Source organism: Halobacillus seohaensis (assembly GCF_042663045.1).
In the GTDB taxonomy this organism is placed as follows: Bacteria; Bacillota; Bacilli; order Bacillales; family Halobacillaceae; genus Halobacillus_A; species Halobacillus_A seohaensis.
Window position 1 is genome coordinate 1 of the sequence record NZ_JBHSZV010000054.1, and the last position, 20,594, is coordinate 20,594.

19 protein-coding genes are annotated in these 20,594 nt (G+C 39.4%); 14 read left to right on the top strand and 5 right to left on the bottom strand.

Annotation, left to right across the window (positions count from 1 at the left end):
- Positions 1-529: 529 nt before the first annotated feature.
- From ACFQIC_RS18500 to ACFQIC_RS18525, 6 genes are all read left to right on the top strand, one after another.
- On the top strand, positions 530-1,579 hold the full coding sequence (locus ACFQIC_RS18500) for an XdhC family protein (protein ID WP_204711621.1): 1,050 nt from the start codon (positions 530-532) through the stop codon (positions 1,577-1,579).
- Entirely contained in the window at positions 1,576-2,217 is a 642-nt protein-coding gene (locus ACFQIC_RS18505; protein WP_204711619.1) for a nucleotidyltransferase family protein, read from the top strand. Before ACFQIC_RS18500 ends, ACFQIC_RS18505 begins: the two co-directional genes overlap by 4 nt.
- Positions 2,190-3,095 (top strand): FAD binding domain-containing protein, encoded by a 906-nt coding sequence (locus ACFQIC_RS18510; RefSeq protein WP_204711617.1) that lies wholly within the window; start codon positions 2,190-2,192, stop codon positions 3,093-3,095. Before ACFQIC_RS18505 ends, ACFQIC_RS18510 begins: the two co-directional genes overlap by 28 nt.
- Positions 3,096-3,140: 45 nt before the next feature.
- Positions 3,141-5,435, top strand: a complete 2,295-nt coding sequence (gene pucD / locus ACFQIC_RS18515) for a xanthine dehydrogenase subunit D (protein WP_204711669.1) — start codon at positions 3,141-3,143, stop codon at positions 5,433-5,435.
- Positions 5,414-5,938, top strand: a complete 525-nt coding sequence (locus ACFQIC_RS18520; RefSeq protein WP_204711616.1) for a (2Fe-2S)-binding protein — start codon at positions 5,414-5,416, stop codon at positions 5,936-5,938. The genes pucD and ACFQIC_RS18520 overlap by 22 nt, the downstream gene beginning before the upstream one ends.
- A 364-nt stretch (positions 5,939-6,302) precedes the next feature.
- Positions 6,303-7,499, top strand: a complete 1,197-nt coding sequence (locus tag ACFQIC_RS18525) for an amidase (protein WP_204711615.1) — start codon at positions 6,303-6,305, stop codon at positions 7,497-7,499.
- 106 nt (positions 7,500-7,605) lie between these two features.
- Here ACFQIC_RS18525 and allB read toward each other — a convergent pair whose 3' ends face one another.
- From allB to allC, 3 genes are read right to left on the bottom strand one after another with little or no spacing between them, the layout of a single operon-like run.
- Positions 7,606-8,970, bottom strand: coding sequence for an allantoinase AllB (allB, locus tag ACFQIC_RS18530; RefSeq protein WP_204711614.1), 1,365 nt, complete (start codon positions 8,968-8,970; stop codon positions 7,606-7,608).
- 52 nt (positions 8,971-9,022) lie between these two features.
- Positions 9,023-10,279, bottom strand: a complete 1,257-nt coding sequence (locus ACFQIC_RS18535) for a pyridoxal-phosphate-dependent aminotransferase family protein (RefSeq protein ID WP_204711613.1) — start codon at positions 10,277-10,279, stop codon at positions 9,023-9,025.
- Positions 10,280-10,303: 24 nt separating this feature from the next.
- A complete protein-coding gene (gene allC, locus ACFQIC_RS18540) occupies positions 10,304-11,551 on the bottom strand; it encodes an allantoate deiminase (protein ID WP_390217633.1) in 1,248 nt (415 codons plus the stop codon).
- Between the two features lie 478 nt (positions 11,552-12,029).
- Here allC and ACFQIC_RS18545 point away from each other — a divergent pair, with 478 nt between their 5' ends.
- The 8 genes from ACFQIC_RS18545 to ACFQIC_RS18580 all read left to right on the top strand — a co-directional run bounded on the left by ACFQIC_RS18545 (position 12,030) and on the right by ACFQIC_RS18580 (position 18,435).
- Positions 12,030-13,544, top strand: a complete 1,515-nt coding sequence (locus tag ACFQIC_RS18545; protein WP_204711612.1) for a flotillin family protein — start codon at positions 12,030-12,032, stop codon at positions 13,542-13,544.
- Between the two features lie 729 nt (positions 13,545-14,273).
- On the top strand, positions 14,274-14,729 hold the full coding sequence (locus ACFQIC_RS18550; RefSeq protein WP_204711610.1) for an ASCH domain-containing protein: 456 nt from the start codon (positions 14,274-14,276) through the stop codon (positions 14,727-14,729).
- A gap of 272 nt (positions 14,730-15,001) precedes the next feature.
- The gene (locus ACFQIC_RS18555) at positions 15,002-15,211 is read left to right on the top strand and encodes a hypothetical protein (RefSeq protein ID WP_204711608.1); all 210 of its coding nucleotides are present in this window, start codon (positions 15,002-15,004) and stop codon (positions 15,209-15,211) included.
- Positions 15,212-16,108: 897 nt separating this feature from the next.
- Entirely contained in the window at positions 16,109-16,288 is a 180-nt protein-coding gene (locus ACFQIC_RS18560) for a hypothetical protein (protein WP_204711140.1), read from the top strand.
- 58 nt (positions 16,289-16,346) lie between these two features.
- Positions 16,347-16,541, top strand: coding sequence for a DUF6366 family protein (locus ACFQIC_RS18565; protein ID WP_204711142.1), 195 nt, complete (start codon positions 16,347-16,349; stop codon positions 16,539-16,541).
- A gap of 362 nt (positions 16,542-16,903) precedes the next feature.
- The gene (locus ACFQIC_RS18570) at positions 16,904-17,386 is read left to right on the top strand and encodes a DUF2975 domain-containing protein (RefSeq protein WP_204711144.1); all 483 of its coding nucleotides are present in this window, start codon (positions 16,904-16,906) and stop codon (positions 17,384-17,386) included.
- Positions 17,387-17,396: 10 nt separating this feature from the next.
- Positions 17,397-17,618, top strand: coding sequence for a helix-turn-helix domain-containing protein (locus tag ACFQIC_RS18575; RefSeq protein ID WP_204711146.1), 222 nt, complete (start codon positions 17,397-17,399; stop codon positions 17,616-17,618).
- Positions 17,619-17,640: 22 nt separating this feature from the next.
- On the top strand, positions 17,641-18,435 hold the full coding sequence (locus tag ACFQIC_RS18580; protein ID WP_204711148.1) for a DUF817 domain-containing protein: 795 nt from the start codon (positions 17,641-17,643) through the stop codon (positions 18,433-18,435).
- A 107-nt stretch (positions 18,436-18,542) separates the two neighbouring features.
- On the opposite strand, the gene ACFQIC_RS18585 is transcribed toward ACFQIC_RS18580, so the two are convergent.
- Entirely contained in the window at positions 18,543-18,983 is a 441-nt protein-coding gene (locus tag ACFQIC_RS18585) for a YaiI/YqxD family protein (protein WP_204711150.1), read from the bottom strand.
- Positions 18,984-19,629: 646 nt separating this feature from the next.
- A complete protein-coding gene (locus ACFQIC_RS18590) occupies positions 19,630-20,568 on the bottom strand; it encodes a metal ABC transporter substrate-binding protein (protein WP_390217637.1) in 939 nt (312 codons plus the stop codon).
- Positions 20,569-20,594: the final 26 nt, after the last annotated feature.

Sequence of the window (20,594 nt, forward strand, 5' to 3'; positions counted from 1 at the left end):
TAACAAGGAATAATAAGAGACCAAATCATATGCGATTTGGTCTCTTCATTCGTATGTTATTTCACCTGTTTATTAAAATTTTCTAAGGTATCGGAACTATTTATTCATTGAACTGAGGCTTTTCTTAGATTTAAATTCAACACTTTTTCAGCTAAATCCTGATTATGAAATGAGTAGACGGTCCGTTTGTTTTATGGAGTTTGGAAGTCATACGGCGAACTGTATATAAGAATATTTATATAGTTGTATAGATCAACTAACTTTCATCTGACAATTCATACAATTTAACTGATGACAAACAACACAATCTACCTTAGGATAGTTAATACATAACAAACCGTGTAATGTTAATTAACATTAGCTGTTTATATTTAAGTCGATATGAATTTTATGTAAGATTATATAACAACTCAATTGATTTTTATTAGCATTTCAATCATTATCAATTATTATCGGAATCCTTTGTTTTTAAAAAAACCATGTAAATACCCCGGTTAAATACTTTGCTCTTAAAAAGGAGAAAAGATCTATGGAAGATATACACGTTATTCTTGAAGAATTGTGCAGTCATTCAAGTGAAAATGATGTTTTAGCAACGATTGTTCATGTAGAAGGGTCCGCTTATAGGAAAGAAGGGGCGTCGATGTTATTTCAAGAAGACGGTACCCAAGTGGGTATGTTAAGTGCGGGGTGTTTAGAGGAAGACTTAGCTGTTCGAATTCAAGAACATGGGTTAGGAAAGCGAGCCGAAACGGTTGTCTATGACATGCGGGGCTATAATGAACTATCGTGGGGAGAAATGTCCGGATGCAACGGAGTGATTCATGTTTTCGTAGAGCCGGTTGACCAACAACGAAGAAAACATCTAGGTCAGTTGAAATATTATCTAGATCACAGGAGGTCGGTTACCATGATAAAATCATTAACTCCTCAAGAAAATCAGCAGTCCTTGTTCTTTTTTATTGAAGGTAATGAAGTGTTAGGAACTAAGGAGGAAGAGGTACCTACTGAGCTAAAAAACTTATCAGAACAAGCTGCTATGTTATATGAAAAACCTGGGAAAAGAAGGCTTTGCATGATAGATGAGGATGTGTTTATCCAACAGTTCCGTCCAAAACCCCGGTTATTTGTATTTGGGGCAGGAAAAGATGCTAGGCCACTCGTATCATTTGCGGCGAGATCAGGATTTTCAGTTATTGTGGCTGATTGGCGGCCAGCATTATGTAATCGCACAAATTTTCCAGATGCTGATCAATTGATCCAAGGATTTCCTGAAGAAATCTTTGCAGAAATTAATATAACACCAAATGACCACGTTGTCATTCTTACTCATAATTTTCAAAAAGATAAAGAATTACTCTCCTATTTAAAGGAGAAACCTCTACAATATTTAGGTGTGTTGGGATCAAGTAGACGAACGAAACGGTTGCTAGGTACTCGAGAACTTCCATCTCACATCACTTCTCCGATAGGACTCTCGATAGATGCCGAAGGACCGGAGGAAATTGCAATCAGTGTTGTGGCTGAATTAATAACCTTTAAGAAATCTCAAAATGTTAAAAGGGCGGTAGGGTCTTGAGTCGTTCATGCATTATTGGAATTGTTTTAGCTGCTGGGAAGAGTAGTCGGATGAAAAAAAACAAACTCTCCCTGCCGCTGGAAGATACAACGATTGGAAGTCGTGCTGTACAATCAGCTCTTGAATCCCGGTTGGACCATGTCTTATTGGTTACTAAAGAAAAAGATGCTCTTGCGTGGTTAAGCACTTCATTATTTGATAAAAGCACTCATCGAAGATGGTCGCAAGTTCAGTGTGCTGATGCAGATAGAGGTCAGGCTTACTCCTTGAGATGTGGAGTGCAAGCTGCGATAAATAGGCAAGCGACAGCTATCGTCGTTATTCTTGCTGATCAGCCACTAATAAAGGCGGAAATGATAAACGATCTTATTGACCGTTTTCAAATAGCATCCATACAAGGGGAGGCTATCGAATTTACAGCATCAACATATAAAGGAAGAATACAGCCCCCCATTTTATTTTCTTCTAACTTATTTTCAATGTTGATGCAACTTAAGGGTGACAAAGGGGCGCGGACAGTATTGCGCCGGAAATCGCCAAGTGATGGAATAACCGTTGAATATGATGATAGGAGTTGTTTTTATGACATTGATACCGAGGATGATTACAAGTGGTTAAAGGAAATGAACAAGTTGTAAGAGGTGAGGATACGGCTGCTTATGAATCTACGCTAGTTTGGCAACCGAGAAATGTAAAGGAGGCGTGGAGTAGCAAACGTAAGTACGGTGTTGATGCTAGTTTTATAGCGGGGGGAACGCTAATGCAACTCCAACGGGAACAAGGCATTCCATTTTCGAGGCATTTAATTAGCTTAGAGAAAATCGATGAACTGAAGGGGATTCGCTACATGGATGTAGAGGGGGAGACGAAGCTGCGAATTGGTGCTTTGACTACTCTAACCGCATGTGAACAAGAATTAGCTAGACATCAACCATGGACAATATTAGCTGAAGCTGCGCGTCAAGTGGCCTCCCCTGCCGTTCGCAATCGGGCCAGCATCGGAGGGAACGTCGCTTATCAAATCGGGGATATTATTCCTGCTTTGTTGGCATTGGATGCAGAGATTTCATGGTTTGACGGTACCTCGTATCATATAGAGTCATTATGCAACTACTTGCAAAAGGACAATATTGAATTTGAGCCAATCGTTACATCATTTTTATTACCGTTATCGCCAGTTTCTAGTAAGACGATGACATTTTATAAAAAAGTTGGGCGGAGGGAAGCGTTTATACCTTCACTTGTGACGGTTGCAGCTTATTGCTATTGGAATAGTGAAAATGAAATAGAGTATATTCGTTTAGCTGCAGGAGGAGGAGAAACTTCTCCTCAGCGTTTCACAAATTGTGAACAGTTCCTCAACGGTAAAGTGCTGACAGAGGATGATCTTGGCATCTTATATGAACAAGTAATGGAAGAATTTATAGCAGAAGCCGATCATTTTGCCTCTGCTCATTATCGAAAAACTGTAGCAGCTAATATCATTGTTTCAGAGTTTGAGAAGTTAATTTATTAAGAGTTTAAAACATCCTGAGTGGAAGGAGAGGGTCAAGTGGAACAAATGAATATATCTGTAAAGACAAACAGGAAGCGTCCGGATGGGCCAGACAAAGTGACTGGTAGACTTAACTATTTAACCGATCTATCTTTTCCAAATATGCTTTATGGAAAAATTAAGAGAAGTTCCTATCCTCATGCTCGAATAGTTTCTATTAATATAGAAGCTGCGCAGAAGTTGCCGGGTGTCCAGGCTGTTATTACCTATAAAGATGTGCCAGGTTTAAATGCGTTTGGTATTGTAACACCTGATCAGCCTGTGCTTTGTGAAGATACAGTCCGCTATGTTGGAGATGCAGTGGCGGCTGTAGCGGCGGATACGTTAGCAATTGCTGAACAAGCATTAGAAAGAATCGATGTACAGTATGAACCTCTTCCGATTGTAGAAGATCCCTCTCAAGCACTAGAACCAGAAAGTCCGTTGCTTCACCCCGGTGGTAACCTTCTTCATCAAGCCAGTTACGAGCATGGAAATATTGATAAAGCACTTTCCTCATGTGAGGTAATAATAGAAGAAACGTATCAAGTACCAAGACAGATGCACACCTATATGGAGACAGAGGGTGGTGTAATTGTACCTGAAAAGGATGGGACGATCACAGTTTATGTCGGTACTCAGCATGGCTATAAGGATCGTTTTCAGTTAGCGAGAGTTTTAGGGAAGTCTGAAGAGTCGATTCGAATTGTTTCGAGTCCAATGGGTGGTTCCTTCGGTGGAAAAGATGAGTTAAATATTCAGCCTTATGGTGCGTTGCTAGCAATTGCTTCAGGGAAACCTGTGAAAATTCATCAAACAAGACAAGAATCTGTTATTTCTGGACTCAAACGTCATCCGATGCGTATTACTATGAAAACGGGAGCGGATGAGAACGGCAAGATCCTAGCTCACCAAGTCAATATACTTGCAGATACAGGTGCCTATTCAACGCTTGGTCCAGCGATTCTTGAGTTTGCTGTAGAACATGCTACAGGTCCGTATGTCATACCTAACGTAAAAACAAAAGGTCTGTCTGTATTCACAAATAACGGGGTGGCTGGAGAATTTAGAGGTTTTGGCGGAAATCAAGTGACTTTCGCCTTAGAGGGGCAAATGGATAGGTTAGCCGCTAAATTTGGCCTCGACCCAATAGAAATACGCAGGCGTAATATTAGGGAAAAAGACAGTATTGGTCCGCTAGGTCAGCGGATAGCTCCAACAGATGGTGCTACCCAAGTATTAGAGACAATTAGTGAACATCAAAAAAAGATGAAAATGGAGCAATACAGTAAACAGGGTATGGATAAATGGAAGGTAAGGGGCATTGGAACAGCAATTACCATGCATGGCGGTGGACTTGGATATGGACGTTTAGATCCTGCTGGTGGCCGTATTCGATTAAAAGATAGTGGGGAAATCGAGGTATCGTTTGGTTTTGAAGAGGCTGGACAAGGAATTTTAGGTGTTATTGAAACGATTGTCACAGAAGAAATTGGTTGCTCGGCGGCAGACTTATCGATCGTGATTGGTGATACAGCGTTAGTACCATCTTCTGGATCAACGACGGCTTCGCGAGGAACGAGCATGGTATGGCATGCTATAAAGAAAATGAAAAGCGACTTTCAGAGGTTATTACTAGAAAAAGCTGCAAAGTTAACGGGGAGGGAAATAGTAGATTTACAATTAGGAGAAGGAGGAGTCACAACTGTTGTAACGAAGGCTTCTGTTTCACCTATCATCATTAGCTATCAAGAACTAGCCGATCACTTATTAGAAGGCGAAGATCTTACAGTGACCACGAATTTTGACTTTCCGACAACACCAGACGAGGTGGACTCGGGTCACTTTTTATATACGTTTGGCGCTGTTTTGGCGCAAGTAGAAATTGACTTGTTAACCGGTAAAGTGAAGGTAGTTGATTTGGATCAAGCGATTTCAGCCGGGCCGGTCGTCAGTCCACTTGGATATAGAGGACAAATAGAAGGTGGAGGAGTTATGAGTCTTGGCTACGCGTTAATGGAAGAAGCTCTTATGTCAGAGGGGCAGTACATTACACAAAATTTAGATGGATATCTTATTCCTGGGATCGCTGATGTTCCTTTTAATATGAAAGTTGATGCGATCGAAACGTTAGAAGATGGTGACCCATATGGCCCAAGAGGCGTTGGGGAAATCGGTTCAGTCGCTGTTGCACCAGCCATCGCAAAAGCGATTGAAGACGCCATTGGATATTGGGTTTGTCAATTGCCAGTATCTTCTGAGAATATTTTAGAAGCTGCCAGTAAGAGGAGGATGAATCAATGGATGAAAGCAAAACAGTAAATGTGCATGCATTGAACGACACAGCTGTCATCGAGGTCAGCTTCACAATTAACCAAAAGCAGATAAATTTAGAAGTGATTCCTACTACTAGATTAGTCGATATTCTTAGAGATGAATTACATTTGACAGGAACAAAAGTTTCGTGCGGGATTGGCCGTTGCGGGGCGTGTTCAGTTATGATCGATGGAAACTTAATGAATTCCTGTTTAGTTATGACCTATCAAGTAGAAGGAGCGTCAATCACTACCATTGAAGGTGTGGCGCAAGATGAAGGAATTCATCCGATTCAAAGCGCATTTCTTGAAGAAGGTGGGTTTCAATGTGGCTATTGTACACCAGGGATGATCATGGCCGTCAAAGCATTATTAGAAGATAATCCTTCTCCTACAGAAGAAGAGATTAAAACGGGTTTGTCCGGAAACCTTTGTCGGTGTACTGGATACGGGGGAATTATACGGGCTGTTCAACGTTTAGCTGCTAGCTCATCAAGCAAGTTTGCATAGGGAGTTTGAAAAGAGTGGGGCAGGGAGCACTTATCGAATAGCATCTATTTGTATATTTAAAAAACTGAATATTCCGACTTTTAAACATTGGAATACTTGGGGACAGAAGATTTGCTGGCAGGACTTGATATGATTTCATCTAATGGGGCAAAAGGTTTTATGATCGAAGACCAATAGGGACTGAAGCTAGGAAACCCTGCTAGCTTTATCACCCTTCCTTCTGAAACGATTACAGACATGATAAGTAATACGACTCTTTGCAGGTATGTATTTAAAAGTGGAATACTGCTGTCGTCAACACAGCCAGAAGTCACTCAGTGGCATGTGTGATTATTGGAAAACTAAATTACTGGAGGGATTAACAATGAAAGATCATTATAATGCTTATGTAGACAAAGAATTAGTCTTAGAACCTCGATGGAGCGGAAAGTTAAATGGCTTAACTTTTTCTGTTAAGGATGTTTTTTCTATTCAAGGATTTACGAATTGTGCAGGAAATCCTGATTGGCTTCACACGCATGGACCTGCAAAGCAAAACGCTCCTGTCATTGATAAGTTATTGGAGAGTGGAGCGAGATTAAAGGGAGCTACCCATACAGATGAAATTATGTATAGTTTAAACGGGGAAAATTATCATTATGGAACGCCAATCAATCCGAGGGCGCCGGATCATATTCCAGGTGGCTCTTCTAGTGGGTCGGCGGTAGCTGTGTCCGCTAATTTAGTAGATTTTGCCTTAGGTACTGATACGGGTGGTTCAGTAAGAGTTCCGTCGTCATACTGCGGCATTTACGGTTTTCGTCCATCGCATGGTGCTGTCAATATAGAGGATGTCATTCCCTTGGCTAAAAGCTTTGACACTGTTGGATGGATGGCTAGAAATCCCGAGCTGCTGTTGGATATTGGGAAAGTGCTTGTTGATGGGACCTTCTCTTCCAATGGAAAATTAAATAGAGTGATGATAGGTAACGATGCCTGGAAGTTGCTTGATGATGCTGCAAAAGAAAGTTTTTTAGATTGTTTTCCAGTAATTGAACAGATGAGTGAAAGCTTTGAAGAAATCGAAATTTCTTCAGAAGGATTAGATGAATGGTTCGGTATATTTAAAATTTTGCAAGGTATGGAGATCTGGCAGCAGCATGGTGAATGGATTGAAAAAGAGAAGCCGGCGTTCGGGCCAGGAATTGCTGAACGTTTTGAGTGGACGAAAACATTGAAACAAGATGATTACAAGATGCATTTCAAACGGAGAGAAAGTATTCGTGAACAGATGGAAATTCTATTAGGAGAAGATGGATTGCTTATTATTCCTACGGTTCCTGGAGTAGCACCGAAACAAGGGTTACCTAAGGAAGAACTGGAAGAACGACGAGAGAAAACCATGCAATTATTGTGTGTTGCAGGGCTAGCAGGTTTGCCGCAGCTTACCATGCCGTTAGGTGAAATTGATGGGAAACCAGTCGGCTTTTCAGTCATTGCGAATAAACATAAGGATTTAGATTTATTATCGTGGGCGGTTGCATTTAAAGAAAAGTTATCAGCACAACAGGTCAACGGGTAAAGAGGTGAAAAAGCACTTTGGTCGCTTCACGGGCGAACCAAGGTGCTTTCATTTTTTTAGGAAATAGCTTTACTTCTATTAGGTTGAAATCTTCATTCTGCAGTTATTAATCAGCAACTACCTGGCTTTGTAACCACGTACCTTTCGGCAGGCTCGGTTTGCCACCATCTTCATATACTAGATTCCCGCGATTGTAAGTAGCCGAAATTCGACAAGGGTAAAGATGGTCCATGTAGAGACTTTGCTTATGCTTTGCATGATAATTGTCTGAACTTACTAAGAAAGAGCGGTTCATATCAATGATGGCAAGATTCGCATCCATTCCTTCTTTAATTTCACCTTGAGAGCTGAGTCCAAATCGTTTGGCTGGATTCGCAGCCGTCCAATTTGCGACTTTTTCCATTGGAATATCATGTAGTAATGCTAACTCAATCAGCGATAATAAAGTGAATTGTCCTCCACTAATACCACCCCATGCTTCAAGTAAATGATATTTACTAGGATCCTTTAAAGTAAACGGACATGGAGAGTGATCGGAGGAAATTATATCAAATTTATCATCGATTAATAACTGGACCAGCTTATCCTGCTCCTGTGGATCGCGTAACGGAGGCGCGCACTTAGCGATTGCCCCGTGATCCATCAGGTGTGTATGATTAAATAGCAAATAGTGGGCGCATGTTTCAACAGTGACATCTAAACCCTTACGCTTTGCTGATATAATTTTATCGACGGCATCCTTACTACTAATATGGACAAAGTGGAGGGAACAACCCGTGATTTCTGCGTAATAGATCGCACGTTCCACGGCTTCTACTTCCGCTACAATTGGTCTTGTCTCTGCATAATCATTGGCAGTAAACTGCTGATTTATTAGTTTTTGCTGGGATAAATATTCGGTAATCGGTCCGCTTTCCGAATGCAGAGCTAATACTTTATTAAGTTTAGCTATTTCTTTCATCCCTTTTAGTAATGTGCTGTCGTCTGCTGCTTCGAACTCTTCATTTCCTGAGGGGGAGAGGAAGGCTTTAAAACCTATCGCTCCTGCTCGCGCAAGGGAGGATAAATTTTCTTGATTGCCAGGGACGAGACCGGCCCACAAACCGAAATCAACGTGGGATTTCCGTTTGGCGATTTCTGCTTTTTGAAGCAATGCGTCTTGATTGATCGTCGAGGGGATTCCATTTAGCGGCATGTCAAAATACGTAGTCGCTCCACCAGCTGCCATCATGTAGGAGCCAGATTCAATGCCTTCCCAATTCTCTCGACCGGGTTCATTGAAATGGACATGAACATCAATCATTCCTGGGAAAATATATTGATCTTCAGCATGTACGACATGATCGGAGGATCTCGTTATGTTGTTAGAGATAAGAGCGATTTTCCCGTCTTTAACTCCGATATCAGTTTGTTTCACACCACCAGGTAAGACGACGTGACCGTTTTTTATAATTGTGTTAAGTTCTGCCAAAGTTGAGCCCTCCTATGATTTGATACTCATGTAGCCATCCTTTATGAACCATTTATTGTCCGATCGATTCTTTACCGACCATCGTATAGCTATCTAATGCGGCTTGTAAAGCTTTTCCTGTATGCACATTGACGCCGTGGCGGATGAGTACGGCTTCTAGTGCTCCTAAAGTAAACAGGATATTTTCCTTGCGACAACTGTATCCCATCGTTCCAATCCGCCAGATCTTTCCTTTTAGAGAACCGAATGAGCTGGCGATTTCTATTCCGAATTCGTTAAGCAACATGCAACGAACAGATTCAGCATCGACGCCATCAGGAATTTTCACACACGTAACAGTGGGAAGTTTACAGTCAGGGTTACCAAACAGTCCTAACCCCATGGATTCAATGCCTGCCATGAGTGCTTGCTCATGAATGCGATGTCTGTTAAATCGTGTCTCTAGTCCTTCATCTAAGACAATGCGTAAACCTTCACGCAGTGCGTATAGCATTGAGGTAGCCTCTGTATGATGATTGAGTCTTCTAGGTCCCCAGTAATCTTGGAGCATACTAATATCGAAATAATTACTTTTAATGATGGGATGATCTCTTTCAATCTCGTTTTCTCTGTCCTCTGCAGTCGATATGCCTCGCTCTACTTTTTTTCGTGCAGCTATCACTTTTTCGATCCGTTCATTATAGGTGATCGGTGACATGCCTGAGGGAACTGATAGACATTTCTGAGTTCCAGCAACAATTCCGTCAATAAACCAGTCGTCGACTTTAATTTCTGTTCCTGCAATAGATGCAACAGCATCGACGACGAAAAGGACATCCAGTTCTCTACAGGCAGCGCCAATTTTTTGTAAAGGCTGGATCCTTCCTGTAGATGTTTCACCGTGGACGATCGCGGTTATTTTAGGTGAAATTTTCTGGATTTCGTTAATGACTTCCTGTTCGTCAAAAACTTCTCCCCATTCACATTCCATAGTATAGACGTCTGCTTCGTAACGTTCGCAAATTTCCGTTAGCAGATGACCGAATCTTCCGAAGATAGGGACTAAAACTTTATCTCCTGGTTCAATCATACTGCACAGCAATGCTTCAATTCCTGACCTTGAGGTTCCGTCGACAGGGAAGGCCCATTCATTATTCGTTTGGAAAACCTTACGAAGCATTTCCATTACTTCATTCATGATCGAAGTAAAGGCTGGGTCAAATTGTCCAACAATGGGAGTGCTCATCACACGTAGCACTCTCGGATCAACTTCTACCGGCCCTGGAGTCATAATCGTTCGAAGCGGGGTGTTCAATTCAGCATATGTCATCAGTCATTCTCCTTTTATAATCGATTAATAGGCCAATTTGTATAATAGATCAGTTAACACATCAATGCCATTTTCAAGATCTTTCATTTTGGTCGATTCTTTTGGTGAGTGGCTAATACCATTTTCGCTGGGGACAAAGATCAGAGATGTCGGGCAAAATGAACCAAACACTTGAGCATCATGACCGGCTCCGCTAATTAAGGTTTGGAAAGAGATATTCTTTTGTGAGGCTACTTCACGGGAAAGGTTCGTTAAATCAGTGGTCATCGAAACTGGAGCGGCTTGCAACCATTGAGAAATATCAATCTCCATCTGATTATCATCGACGACTGATTGAGCGTACTGCTGAAAACTATTACAAAATTGATCTAGCATTTCTTCTTGATGATGACGGACATCAAGTGTGAAATTCACTTCCCCTGCAATCACGTTTGGAGTATTCGGTTTAGCTGTAATTTTACCTACAGTTGCAACTAAATCGGAATCAGACTCTCTTGCTTTGGTGGTTACGTAATCAATCAAATGAGAAGCGATACTCATGGCGTCTTTTCGAAGCGGCATAGGCGTCGTTCCTGCGTGGTTGCTTTCCCCGCTTACTTTAATGTTAAAGCGTCTTTGACCGACGATATCGCTGACTAAACCTAGCGACGTTCTGGATTGATCCAAGACAATCCCTTGCTCAACATGAAGTTCAATAAAGCAGGCAAGGTCATTTCTGATCGGAGATTGATAATTTGCAGGATCAAAGCCCGCCTGTTTCATTGCTTCAAGCAAGGGAATTCCGTCCGCATCTGAGATGTTATGTGCATCCTCTAATGAGTAGTGGCCAGTAATATTTCCAGATCCCCAAAAGGTAAGAGGGAAACGACTGCCTTCTTCTTCACATAAGGAAACGACATCAATAGACTTCTTAGGTTTTCCATAGGTGGATTGCAGCTTTTCGACAGCTAGCAAGCTTGCGATAATGCCATAAACACCATCATAGATTCCTCCATCAACAACAGAGTCAATATGAGAACCAGTCAGAATGGTCTTCGCCTGTTGATCGCTGCCTTCCAATCTACCGAATAAATTTCCGACACTGTCAAAATGGGTGGTTAAACCATAACTGCCCATCATTTTACTCAGTGCTTGTTGCGCATCCACCCAGGCGGACGAGTATAATAACCGATTCACTCCTCCGTGATCCGATTGGCCGAAGGAAGCAAGCCATTTGACCATTCCTTCCGCTTGATTCTTTGGTATATGCTGTTCTTTGGATTCAATTGTCAATGTTTCTCCTCCGTTCAGAGTATAATGAAAATTTAAAAAGTTCTAGATTAAGTTTACCAGTAGATTGTCGCTATATCATTGGCAAAAGTGTAGTAAATCTCATGTTCTTTTGTGCAATTTACATAAAAAAACCATCTGTAAGGAAGAGGATTGTTGATAGTTTTCAATTATCAACAGAATGATGGGGCGTTGATAAGATAAAAGCCTTCATAATCCCTTGTCCCATGGCGGTGATTAGATGAAATCTTTGCTCGTCTTTAAGGAGTTAATGTATATTCTTGCATCTAGTGAAACCTCATTTCTTTTGAATCGTATATATATGGGAATGTTTTTTTGGAAGAATAGAGGGAAATTTTGAATAAATTTAGTAAATATTGAAACCTTTTTATGGTGGTTTTCGGTATGTATTATACAAATAATCCCTTATATATTCTGTTCAAAAGGATTATTCAAATTTATAAAGGAGTGTCGTATACTTATGTTCCAAGATGCATTATTTACAATTATTTTAGGGGTTATTGGTGTAATAGTGCTCGTTGGAGTTGTGATAACACTGTTTATTTTTAGACTTCGTTATAAAACAGCAAGTTCCAATGAAGCGCTGATCGTAACAGGTCCGAAACTAGGGGATCCCGAAAAAGAAAAGAACGTGTTCGAGGACGATAATGGACGTTCTGTTAAAATCATCCGCGGAGGCGGGTATCGCTTAAGAATGTTCCAAACGTCCACACCAATTGACTTAACATCCTTTCAGTTACAAGTTAATTCCGATAAGGCCTACACGAAAGAAGGTATTCCTGTAAGTGTGGTCAGTACAGCTGTGATTAGCATTGGTAGTCAGTTAGAAATTATGGCCAACTTTGCTGAGAAATTTCTAGGGAAAAAGCAGGGTGAACGAGAGTCCGAACTGCAAGATGTATTAAATGGACACCTTCGTTCAATCATTGCATCACTTCCCATCGAAAAAATCTATAACGATTTTAAGGAAGTAAATACACAGGTGAAGCATATTGCTGAAGCCGATCTTAAAGGCATGGGTTTTGAAATTACATCTTTCGCTTTAAATGATGTGGAAGATGTTGATGAGGAAAACGGTTATATCGATGCTTTAGGACGGCCGCATATTGCTGAAGTTCAGAAACTAGCAAACAAGGCAGAATCTGACGCGAAAAAGGAAACACGTATTTACCAAGCGCAGAATGATCAAGAAGCACAGGACGAAGAAAACCGTCGTCTAACGGCCATTGCTGAATCCAAAAATGAAAAAGATATTAAGGAAGCAGAATTTGAAAAAGAAACCAACCGTGCAAGAGCAAATGCAGACCAAGCAGGCGAACTAGAAAGACAAAAGTTAGCCCAGCAGGTGAAAGAGGAAGAATTGAAAGTTCAATACATTGAGAAACAACGTGCGGTCGAGCTTGAAGAAGAGGAAAACAAGCGCCGTCGCTCAATTACTGATACCGAAGCCTATAATACTACGAAACAAGCCCAAGCAGAAGCTGAAAGAGAACGCATTAAAGGTGAATCAGAAGCAGAGGTTATCCGCCAACGCGGTGTTGCTGAGGCCGAATCAAAAGAACGCATGGCCAAAGCCATGGAACAATATGGCGAAGCTGCCATTATGGAAATGTTTATCAATGTATTACCAGAGTATGCTGAGAAAGTATCAGCTCCGATCTCTCAAATTAAAGATATGAAAGTTATTGATATGGGAGGAGCCAATTCACAAGGCGGCTCTTCAAAAATAGCCAATAGTGTCACTTCAACCATGCTTGGCATCCAAGAATCATTAAAAGAAACAACAGGTATGGATTTAAAAGCTATGCTTGAGAGTTATGTATCTCGCGGAAGTGTCAATAACTTTGGTTCAGAGCAAGAGAAACATTACCAAGAGGCATCAGCGACTGAAGAATATAGTGAACAAACACAATCGACTGATGAAGATGTGAAAGAGGAATCAGTGGAGGAAAAGAAGGATTCACCAAAAGAATAAAATAAGTATGATATTTTAAAGGACGCGTGATAATACGCGTCCTTTTTCTGACAATGTAATAGTTGGTGGTTTGTTCTATAAACGATTCGGTTCATCCAGAAACTCAAATTGATAAAGATGCCATCCGTGATATGATAGATTCTCTTAAGCTTGAAACTATTGACTCTGAATGGTCAAGGTACGTTCATTACTGTAAAAATATTAAAACCATTATTAGTAATAACTCTTTCCGTAGCTTTACTCGTTGTTAGCTTGACGGGTATGCGCAATTTCCCGGACCTTCTTGCTTTCGTGAGGAGAACGGAAGCATCGGATGCGCTGCTTCACCTGACCAGAACGCCTCATGTGTGAGGATCGTATGGGGTGAAACTTTATTCTATAGCATAGGTAAGACGCATTGCGGAGGAAGATCCATCCATGATCCTAATGCGTGAGAATAATGGATTTCGTTCTAAAAAATATTGTCTACTAGCTAATTGGCCATACACACTTGCTTTAAAAAAGAAACAACCTTGACATTACGGCTCGGCGTCTGCCCTGCGGAAAGCGAACTGTTTTCCCTGCCCTACCAATCTCCATACGGCAAACGGACCTTTATGTTATTAAACAACGGGAGTGAACCACACTTTTCAATATTTTGATCAGGTCGAATATTCAATTATAATTAATGTAGCACTAGTGAATTTTCATATCATTTTAAATTGATAGATAGAAAGTAGGTTGATATATATGAGTAATGATTCCATTATCCAAATGTGGGAGGACTTTCAGAAGATTAACCCGAATGCACCAAAAAGTTATGAAGCGTGGGCATTTGGTGATTCCAAAGAAATGGCAGATGAACTTGCAGAATTAGTAATTGATGGTACCAAAACAGCGACGACTTCCAATTATTCATTATATGAGGAAAATGAGCCATTACCGTACGTTGGTCTTCACAATATTATTCTAGATGGGGATGGAAATGCCGTAGCAATTGTCGAAAACACTTCTGTGGAGATTGTTGTTTTTGATGAAGTTTCTGAAGAACACGCTTACTTAGAAGGTGAAGGTGACAGGACATTGAAGTATTGGCGTAACGTACACGAAGACTTTTTCAAAAAAGAATTGAAAGAGGTTAATCAAGAGTTCCATAATAAAATACCAGTTGTATGTGAAAGATTTAAGTTAATATATAAGAAATAGATTGTGTTATCGTTCATCCATAAACTGATGCAGAAGTTGTAGTCGTTAAAAAGCAATAGCTGATGAGGATATAGGAGGATTTAATGAAACGACCATACTTTTTCTTTCGTCATGGCCACATATGCTACGACAGTTTGAACTAAACGGTCTGTTTGATTGTGTGCCATCCCATGTTATAATGAAAAACTTAGGATAATTACGACTTTTGCTCATAATTGATCGGATGCCAAGAAAAGCCTCCGCCAAGCAAAGAAATATAGGGGTGTAAGAGAATGAACAAACGATGGACAATCGGTAAAATTAAAGAGTTTGTTGAGAACAGTTCGGAAAGTAAGTTACTAACGACAGAATTTCACGGTTTTTCTCAAAAGTTACTATTTAAATGTGCGTGTGGTAGCAATTTTGAAAAAACATTTACGAAATTTAAAAATAAAAATCAACGTAAATGTGATGTATGCCAACCGCCAAAAGCGTCAAGATAAACATATAGCGAATAAATGAAGTGCCGATTTCTACTAAATAGAAGTTGGTGCTATTTTTACTTTTTAAGAGTATTATAATGGATGATCAAAATCACCTTACTTGCGACCTTCGGCAAACGGACGCTTATCTGTAATAAGTAACGGGTTCAGTTTTCGAGTACAATACATGAAATAACATACGAATGAAGAGACCAAATCGCATATGATTTGGTCTCTTATTATTCCTTGTTATATCAACGATTATCGGTATTTAACATATAAATTAGCATACAAAATCAGAGAATGTGCTTGAATTCGAGATGTTTGTGTGAATGTAGGGGCTACGGGAAACGGTTCGCTTTCCATGGGGCGGGCGCTGAGCCTCCTCGGACTTCGTCCTGTGGGGTCTCAGCTGTCCCGCACATCCCATAGGAGTCTCCCCGTTTCCCTCCGCCCCTTTACCCATATAAGTGTCTCGATACTACTTCAAGAAAAGGCAGCCATTCCTAAGTTTGCATGTAAATCTTGATAGCGGGCGGTCCTATTAAAATCCTTGATATAGAGAGGTTCCTTGCAATAGAACACGGATAGTGGAAGATGATCCTTCTGGGAAAGGGGTTCATTTCTCACACATCGCTTGGATATTAAAATATCCAAGCGTTTTTCTTTACCAATTGTAATGTTATTTAGTATGTTAATTGGTTCGATAATTCTGTTGCTATTTTTCCCTCAAAATATGTTTTTGTACTCCAAAACCGAACTATTTATGTAATAAGATAGGTGTCTTTTTTTTGTTTGGAAAAGGATTGAGTCAATTGCATGTCTTTGAAATAATTAGTACTGAGAATAGTGTAGGATAGTTAACAAAGATCTTGTTCAATTCGTAATAAGGTTAAGATGAAAAGTGGAGGGAATTATATGTACTTGCTTTTATCAATAATTTTAAGTGTAGTTTTAGGATACATTTTAATGATTATGGGGCCACTTGTTGGGGGTATTATTGCTTTTGGAGTTGTTGTAGGTTGTATTTTTAGAGGATTGTATTTACTAAATGATATCCATAAAAAAATTTCAAATATATCATCTGAAGAAGATTAGAACTTGAACAATGGTCATAGTTATATTAAGAAAATGTAAAGCATTAGGAGGTGAAGTAATGAACGACAATAAAGAAACTCCCGAAGAACGAAGAGAGAGGTTAAGACAAGAAGAATTAAGGAAAAATCCTGCTGGGAGTGTGCATGGTGGGGGGCTTGCGGATTTAGTAGGTAGTTTAGGTTGGAAGGGATCCGGATTTCTTGTCATTGCAATTATAATTGTTTTTATAGTCGCACATTTCTTATTTAAATAATGGTCATCTTAGACTACTAACTAAACTATAAGGGACTTTTATATCACAGTAGATCTTCCGCCATAGGGCGCGATTCTTAAGTAATGAATTGCGCTCTTTCTTCATTTTTAGGGTTATATTGTTGAACGTTCTTAAAGTTATAGGAAAGATTGTGAAATTTTTACTTAAAGTAATGAGCAGGTGTTGAGCAATAGTTTTAAGATTTATCGAGCATTTCTTTATAATGAAGAATATTTTTTATCTTTGTCTAAGAAAACGTTTGGATAACAATAAAATAATTGTTTAAAAGGATAAAAATTTATTGTTAAACGATAAATCATGTGTTAAATTCAAATGGATAACAAATAAGTGAGGTGCTTTTTATGAAACAAGGATCAACACTCTTTTTAAAGATTGCTGTTATTCTTATTGGAATTCCAGTACTTGCTTTGTGCATATTTTTGGTACCTGAAATAGCGAATTATGCAGGAGAATTGTATCCAGATATTGCTTATATGAAATATCTTGTCTTAATCGATTTGTATGCAACGGCGATACCTTTTTACTTTGCTCTGTACCAAGCTTTCAAACTTTTAAACTATTTTGACAAGAATAAAGCTTTCTCGGAATTATCTGTAAGAGCTTTAAAGAATATAAAATACTGTGCAATCACAATCTGTATTTTATATGTAGTAGGCATGCCACTTTTCTATCTCATGGCGGAGGTAGACGACGCCCCAGGTATCATATTACTTGGAATGGTCATTATTTTTGCTTCAATGGTTATCGCAGTCTTTGCTGCTGTTCTCCAAAGACTTTTACAAGAAGCTATTAATATAAAATCAGAAAATGATTTAACGGTCTGAGGTGAATAACATGGCGATTATAATAAATATTGACGTGATGTTGGCTAAGAGGAAAATGAGCGTAACTGAACTTTCGGAGAGGGTTGGGATAACAATGGCTAACCTTTCTATCTTGAAAAATGGAAAGGCAAAGGCGATTCGATTATCAACTTTAGAGGCGATTTGTAAGGCTTTAGAATGTCAGCCTGGAGATATTTTAGAATACAAAAGTGATGAAGGCGATCAAGTTTAGTAAGTTGTTGGAGGAATCATTCATGAGATCATTAAAACAACTCGTTCGTTTTGGCTGGGAGCAGGCCTTATCTTGTTTGTTTCCTGTCGTTATTTTTATCTCTTTGGCTTTTACACAGATTGTGCCACTTCCCTTCTTACCACGGTATGATTGGCTGCTCATCATCTGCCTGGTGATGCAGTGGTGGATGGTGCGTTCTGGGCTTGAAACTTGGGATGAATTAAAGGTTATTACATTGTTTCACCTTATTGGACTTGCTCTTGAACTTTTTAAGGTACATATGGGCTCATGGTCTTATCCAGAAGAAGGATATTTCAAAATTTTTGGAGTGCCCTTGTATAGCGGCTTCATGTACGCAAGTATAGGGAGTTATCTTTGCCAAGCATGGAGGAGGCTTAAAGTTGACCTTGTAAAGTGGCCACCGTTTTTAGTCGTTGTATCTCTTGCAACTGCGATTTATTTAAATTTTTTTACTCACCATTATTGGATTGATGTTCGTTGGTGGTTATCTGGACTTGTAATTATCGTATTTTGGCAATCATGGGTCACATACGAGGTTGATGGAACCCGTTACCGCATGCCACTCGCACTTTCTTTTGTGCTCATCGGATTTTTTATATGGTTAGCTGAAAATATCGCAACGTTCTTTGGAGCATGGGAATATCCAAACCAGACCGATGCATGGAGTCTCGTTCATCTAGGAAAGGTAAGTTCATGGCTCTTATTAGTAATTGTTAGCTTTCTTATAGTAGCAACGTTAAAACAGGTTAAGGGAAAAAGTTCAGCTAGGATAGATTTTAAAAAAGTCGGTCCTTAACAATACATAAGGTCTTCAACAATCAGGCGTGATTGCCTAACAAATAAGGTGCCTGTACCCCAGTACTTTAAAACTAGGAACAGGCACCAAACTGAAACGATTATTTTCTAATGTGAAATTGCTTTTTTTAAAACTCCTCTAAAATTCTCCTGATCCTCTAATGTAAATGGTTTTGGCCCCTTTGTACGCTTTCCGCTTTTTCGAGCCATTGCACTCAAATAACGTGTTTCTAATAATTGGTCAATGTTTTCATGTGTATAGATAAATCCTTTATGGTGGAGGACTGTACAACCTTTTGCTAAAGCTAGCGAAGCAAGACCATAATCTTGCGTAACAATTATATCTCCATTTTCTGCTAACTTCATAATCCGGTAATCCGCAGCATCTGGTCCTGAATCAACATAAATGGTTTCCACCCATGATTGTTGCTCCAGATTAGAATAATGAGAAAAACTAGAAACGAGGATAACAGGAATTTCCTCATTCGTACTTTCAGAGATAATAATATCTTTTACCGGACAAGCATCTGCATCAACATAAATTTTCATCTTTATCTCTCCGTAATTAGTTCGAATTTGATAGTGATAATAATGGCAGATTAGGCTTTTGTCAAGCGAAGAAGATGTTTTTCCAAAATAAGCATATTAATGTTCACGTTATAATAGTGTGGCGTACAGTATTATAAATTCAAGAGTTAATAATTTCTGGTTCTTTTTCAGCGAAAGATAATCTGGATCGAATAGATTTAGTTAGTCAGATAAATTAAGCTCAGGTACACTTTATTAAATATTTCAGTCGAGGAGACATAACCAATGATTAAAAGAAACCAATAAGATACATAAACAAAGGGTACCTCAGTAAGAATAATTTAACTGAGCTTTATAACTCAGTTGATGCTTTTGCAGAGGTGTTTAAAAAAAATTATTATAGAGGGGATATATTGAAAGTGAATTCTGACTAAATTCATTAATTCAGGTATACTACTAAAGGTATGGGCGACGTCCCACCAAAGATTTATGCTTGATTCTAATAAGGTTCAAACGTTTCTTACAATATCTTTTAGTAAAGTTAGGTGAATTTTAAATTATAATGTTAATAAGGTATTTATCTGGTTAACATTTTTGCCATATTAGGAGTTAGGGAGACAAAAAATCACACGGAGTACAGTCGTACTCCGTGTGATTGTCCTGAAGGTTAGTATTTACTTAGTTGTTTTTTAATGATGTTAATATTCCACTTCATCATTTCTTTATAAGTCTCCCCGTCCTCACCTGGTTTGCCTAGAGAGTCTGTAAACACTTTTCCACCGATTGGTACACCAGTCTCACGGGAGACAGTTTCCATACTTCGTGAGTCGATACTAGTTTCTAAGAAAAGAACGTTAATATCTTTTTCCTTTATCAAATCAATTACTTGACGAACTTGGTCTGGCGTTCCTTGATTTTCTGCGTTGATCTCCCAGATGTATCCGGCTTCGATGTCATATGCAGCACTGAAATATTTGAAGGCACCTTCACTAGTGATTAGAAAGCGTTTTTCTTTCGGAATTTCGTTAAAGCTGGTCTTGGCGTCGTTATGAAGTTTTTCAAGCTCATTGATGTATTGCTCTGCATTTTTTTCATACGTTTCTTTGTTATCGGGATCAACTTTGATAAGGCCGTCTCTAATATTTTCGACATAGGTTATCCCATTTGAGATATCGAGCCATGCGTGAGGATCTTCTTCACCCTCTTTTCCTTTGGTTGTTAAGTACTTAGGTTCTACGCCTTCACTCAGTTGAAATACTGGTGCATCTTCACCCTCTTTTCCAGTACTAGTGAGCAGTTTTTCAAACCACGAGTTGCCGGCCTCTAAGTTTAATCCGTTATAAAAAACTGTGTCAGCGTCAGCTGTTTTCTTGACGTCTTCAGGGAGTGGGTCATACTCGTGTGGATTGGCTCCGATCTTCACCATGCTGTGAACGTCTACTTTATCTCCACCTACGTTTTTCACCATATCCTGTAAAATGGAGTAGGTAGTTACGACTTGAAGCTTTTCATTGTCATTCTTTGTGCTATTAGTAACGCTGCTGCAAGCACTCATAAAAAATACTAAGAATACCCCAACAAATAATAAATTAATCTTCTTAAACATTTTCATTTCCCCTCTCTATCTTACTA

Bases quoted from the DNA above. Each gene is read 5' to 3' on its own strand.
- ACFQIC_RS18500 (WP_204711621.1), top strand. From the start codon at position 530: ATGGAAGATATACACGTTATTCTTGAAGAATTGTGCAGTCATTCAAGT.
- pucD (WP_204711669.1), top strand. From the start codon at position 3,141: ATGAATATATCTGTAAAGACAAACAGGAAGCGTCCGGATGGGCCAGAC.
- ACFQIC_RS18520 (WP_204711616.1), top strand. From the start codon at position 5,414: ATGGATGAAAGCAAAACAGTAAATGTGCATGCATTGAACGACACAGCT.
- ACFQIC_RS18525 (WP_204711615.1), top strand. From the start codon at position 6,303: ATGAAAGATCATTATAATGCTTATGTAGACAAAGAATTAGTCTTAGAA.
- ACFQIC_RS18535 (WP_204711613.1), bottom strand. From the start codon at position 10,279: ATGACATATGCTGAATTGAACACCCCGCTTCGAACGATTATGACTCCA.
- ACFQIC_RS18545 (WP_204711612.1), top strand. From the start codon at position 12,030: ATGTTCCAAGATGCATTATTTACAATTATTTTAGGGGTTATTGGTGTA.
- ACFQIC_RS18550 (WP_204711610.1), top strand. From the start codon at position 14,274: ATGAGTAATGATTCCATTATCCAAATGTGGGAGGACTTTCAGAAGATT.
- ACFQIC_RS18555 (WP_204711608.1), top strand. From the start codon at position 15,002: ATGAACAAACGATGGACAATCGGTAAAATTAAAGAGTTTGTTGAGAAC.
- ACFQIC_RS18560 (WP_204711140.1), top strand. From the start codon at position 16,109: ATGTACTTGCTTTTATCAATAATTTTAAGTGTAGTTTTAGGATACATT.
- ACFQIC_RS18565 (WP_204711142.1), top strand. From the start codon at position 16,347: ATGAACGACAATAAAGAAACTCCCGAAGAACGAAGAGAGAGGTTAAGA.
- ACFQIC_RS18570 (WP_204711144.1), top strand. From the start codon at position 16,904: ATGAAACAAGGATCAACACTCTTTTTAAAGATTGCTGTTATTCTTATT.
- ACFQIC_RS18575 (WP_204711146.1), top strand. From the start codon at position 17,397: ATGGCGATTATAATAAATATTGACGTGATGTTGGCTAAGAGGAAAATG.
- ACFQIC_RS18580 (WP_204711148.1), top strand. From the start codon at position 17,641: ATGAGATCATTAAAACAACTCGTTCGTTTTGGCTGGGAGCAGGCCTTA.
- ACFQIC_RS18585 (WP_204711150.1), bottom strand. From the start codon at position 18,983: ATGAAAATTTATGTTGATGCAGATGCTTGTCCGGTAAAAGATATTATT.
- ACFQIC_RS18590 (WP_390217637.1), bottom strand. From the start codon at position 20,568: ATGTTTAAGAAGATTAATTTATTATTTGTTGGGGTATTCTTAGTATTT.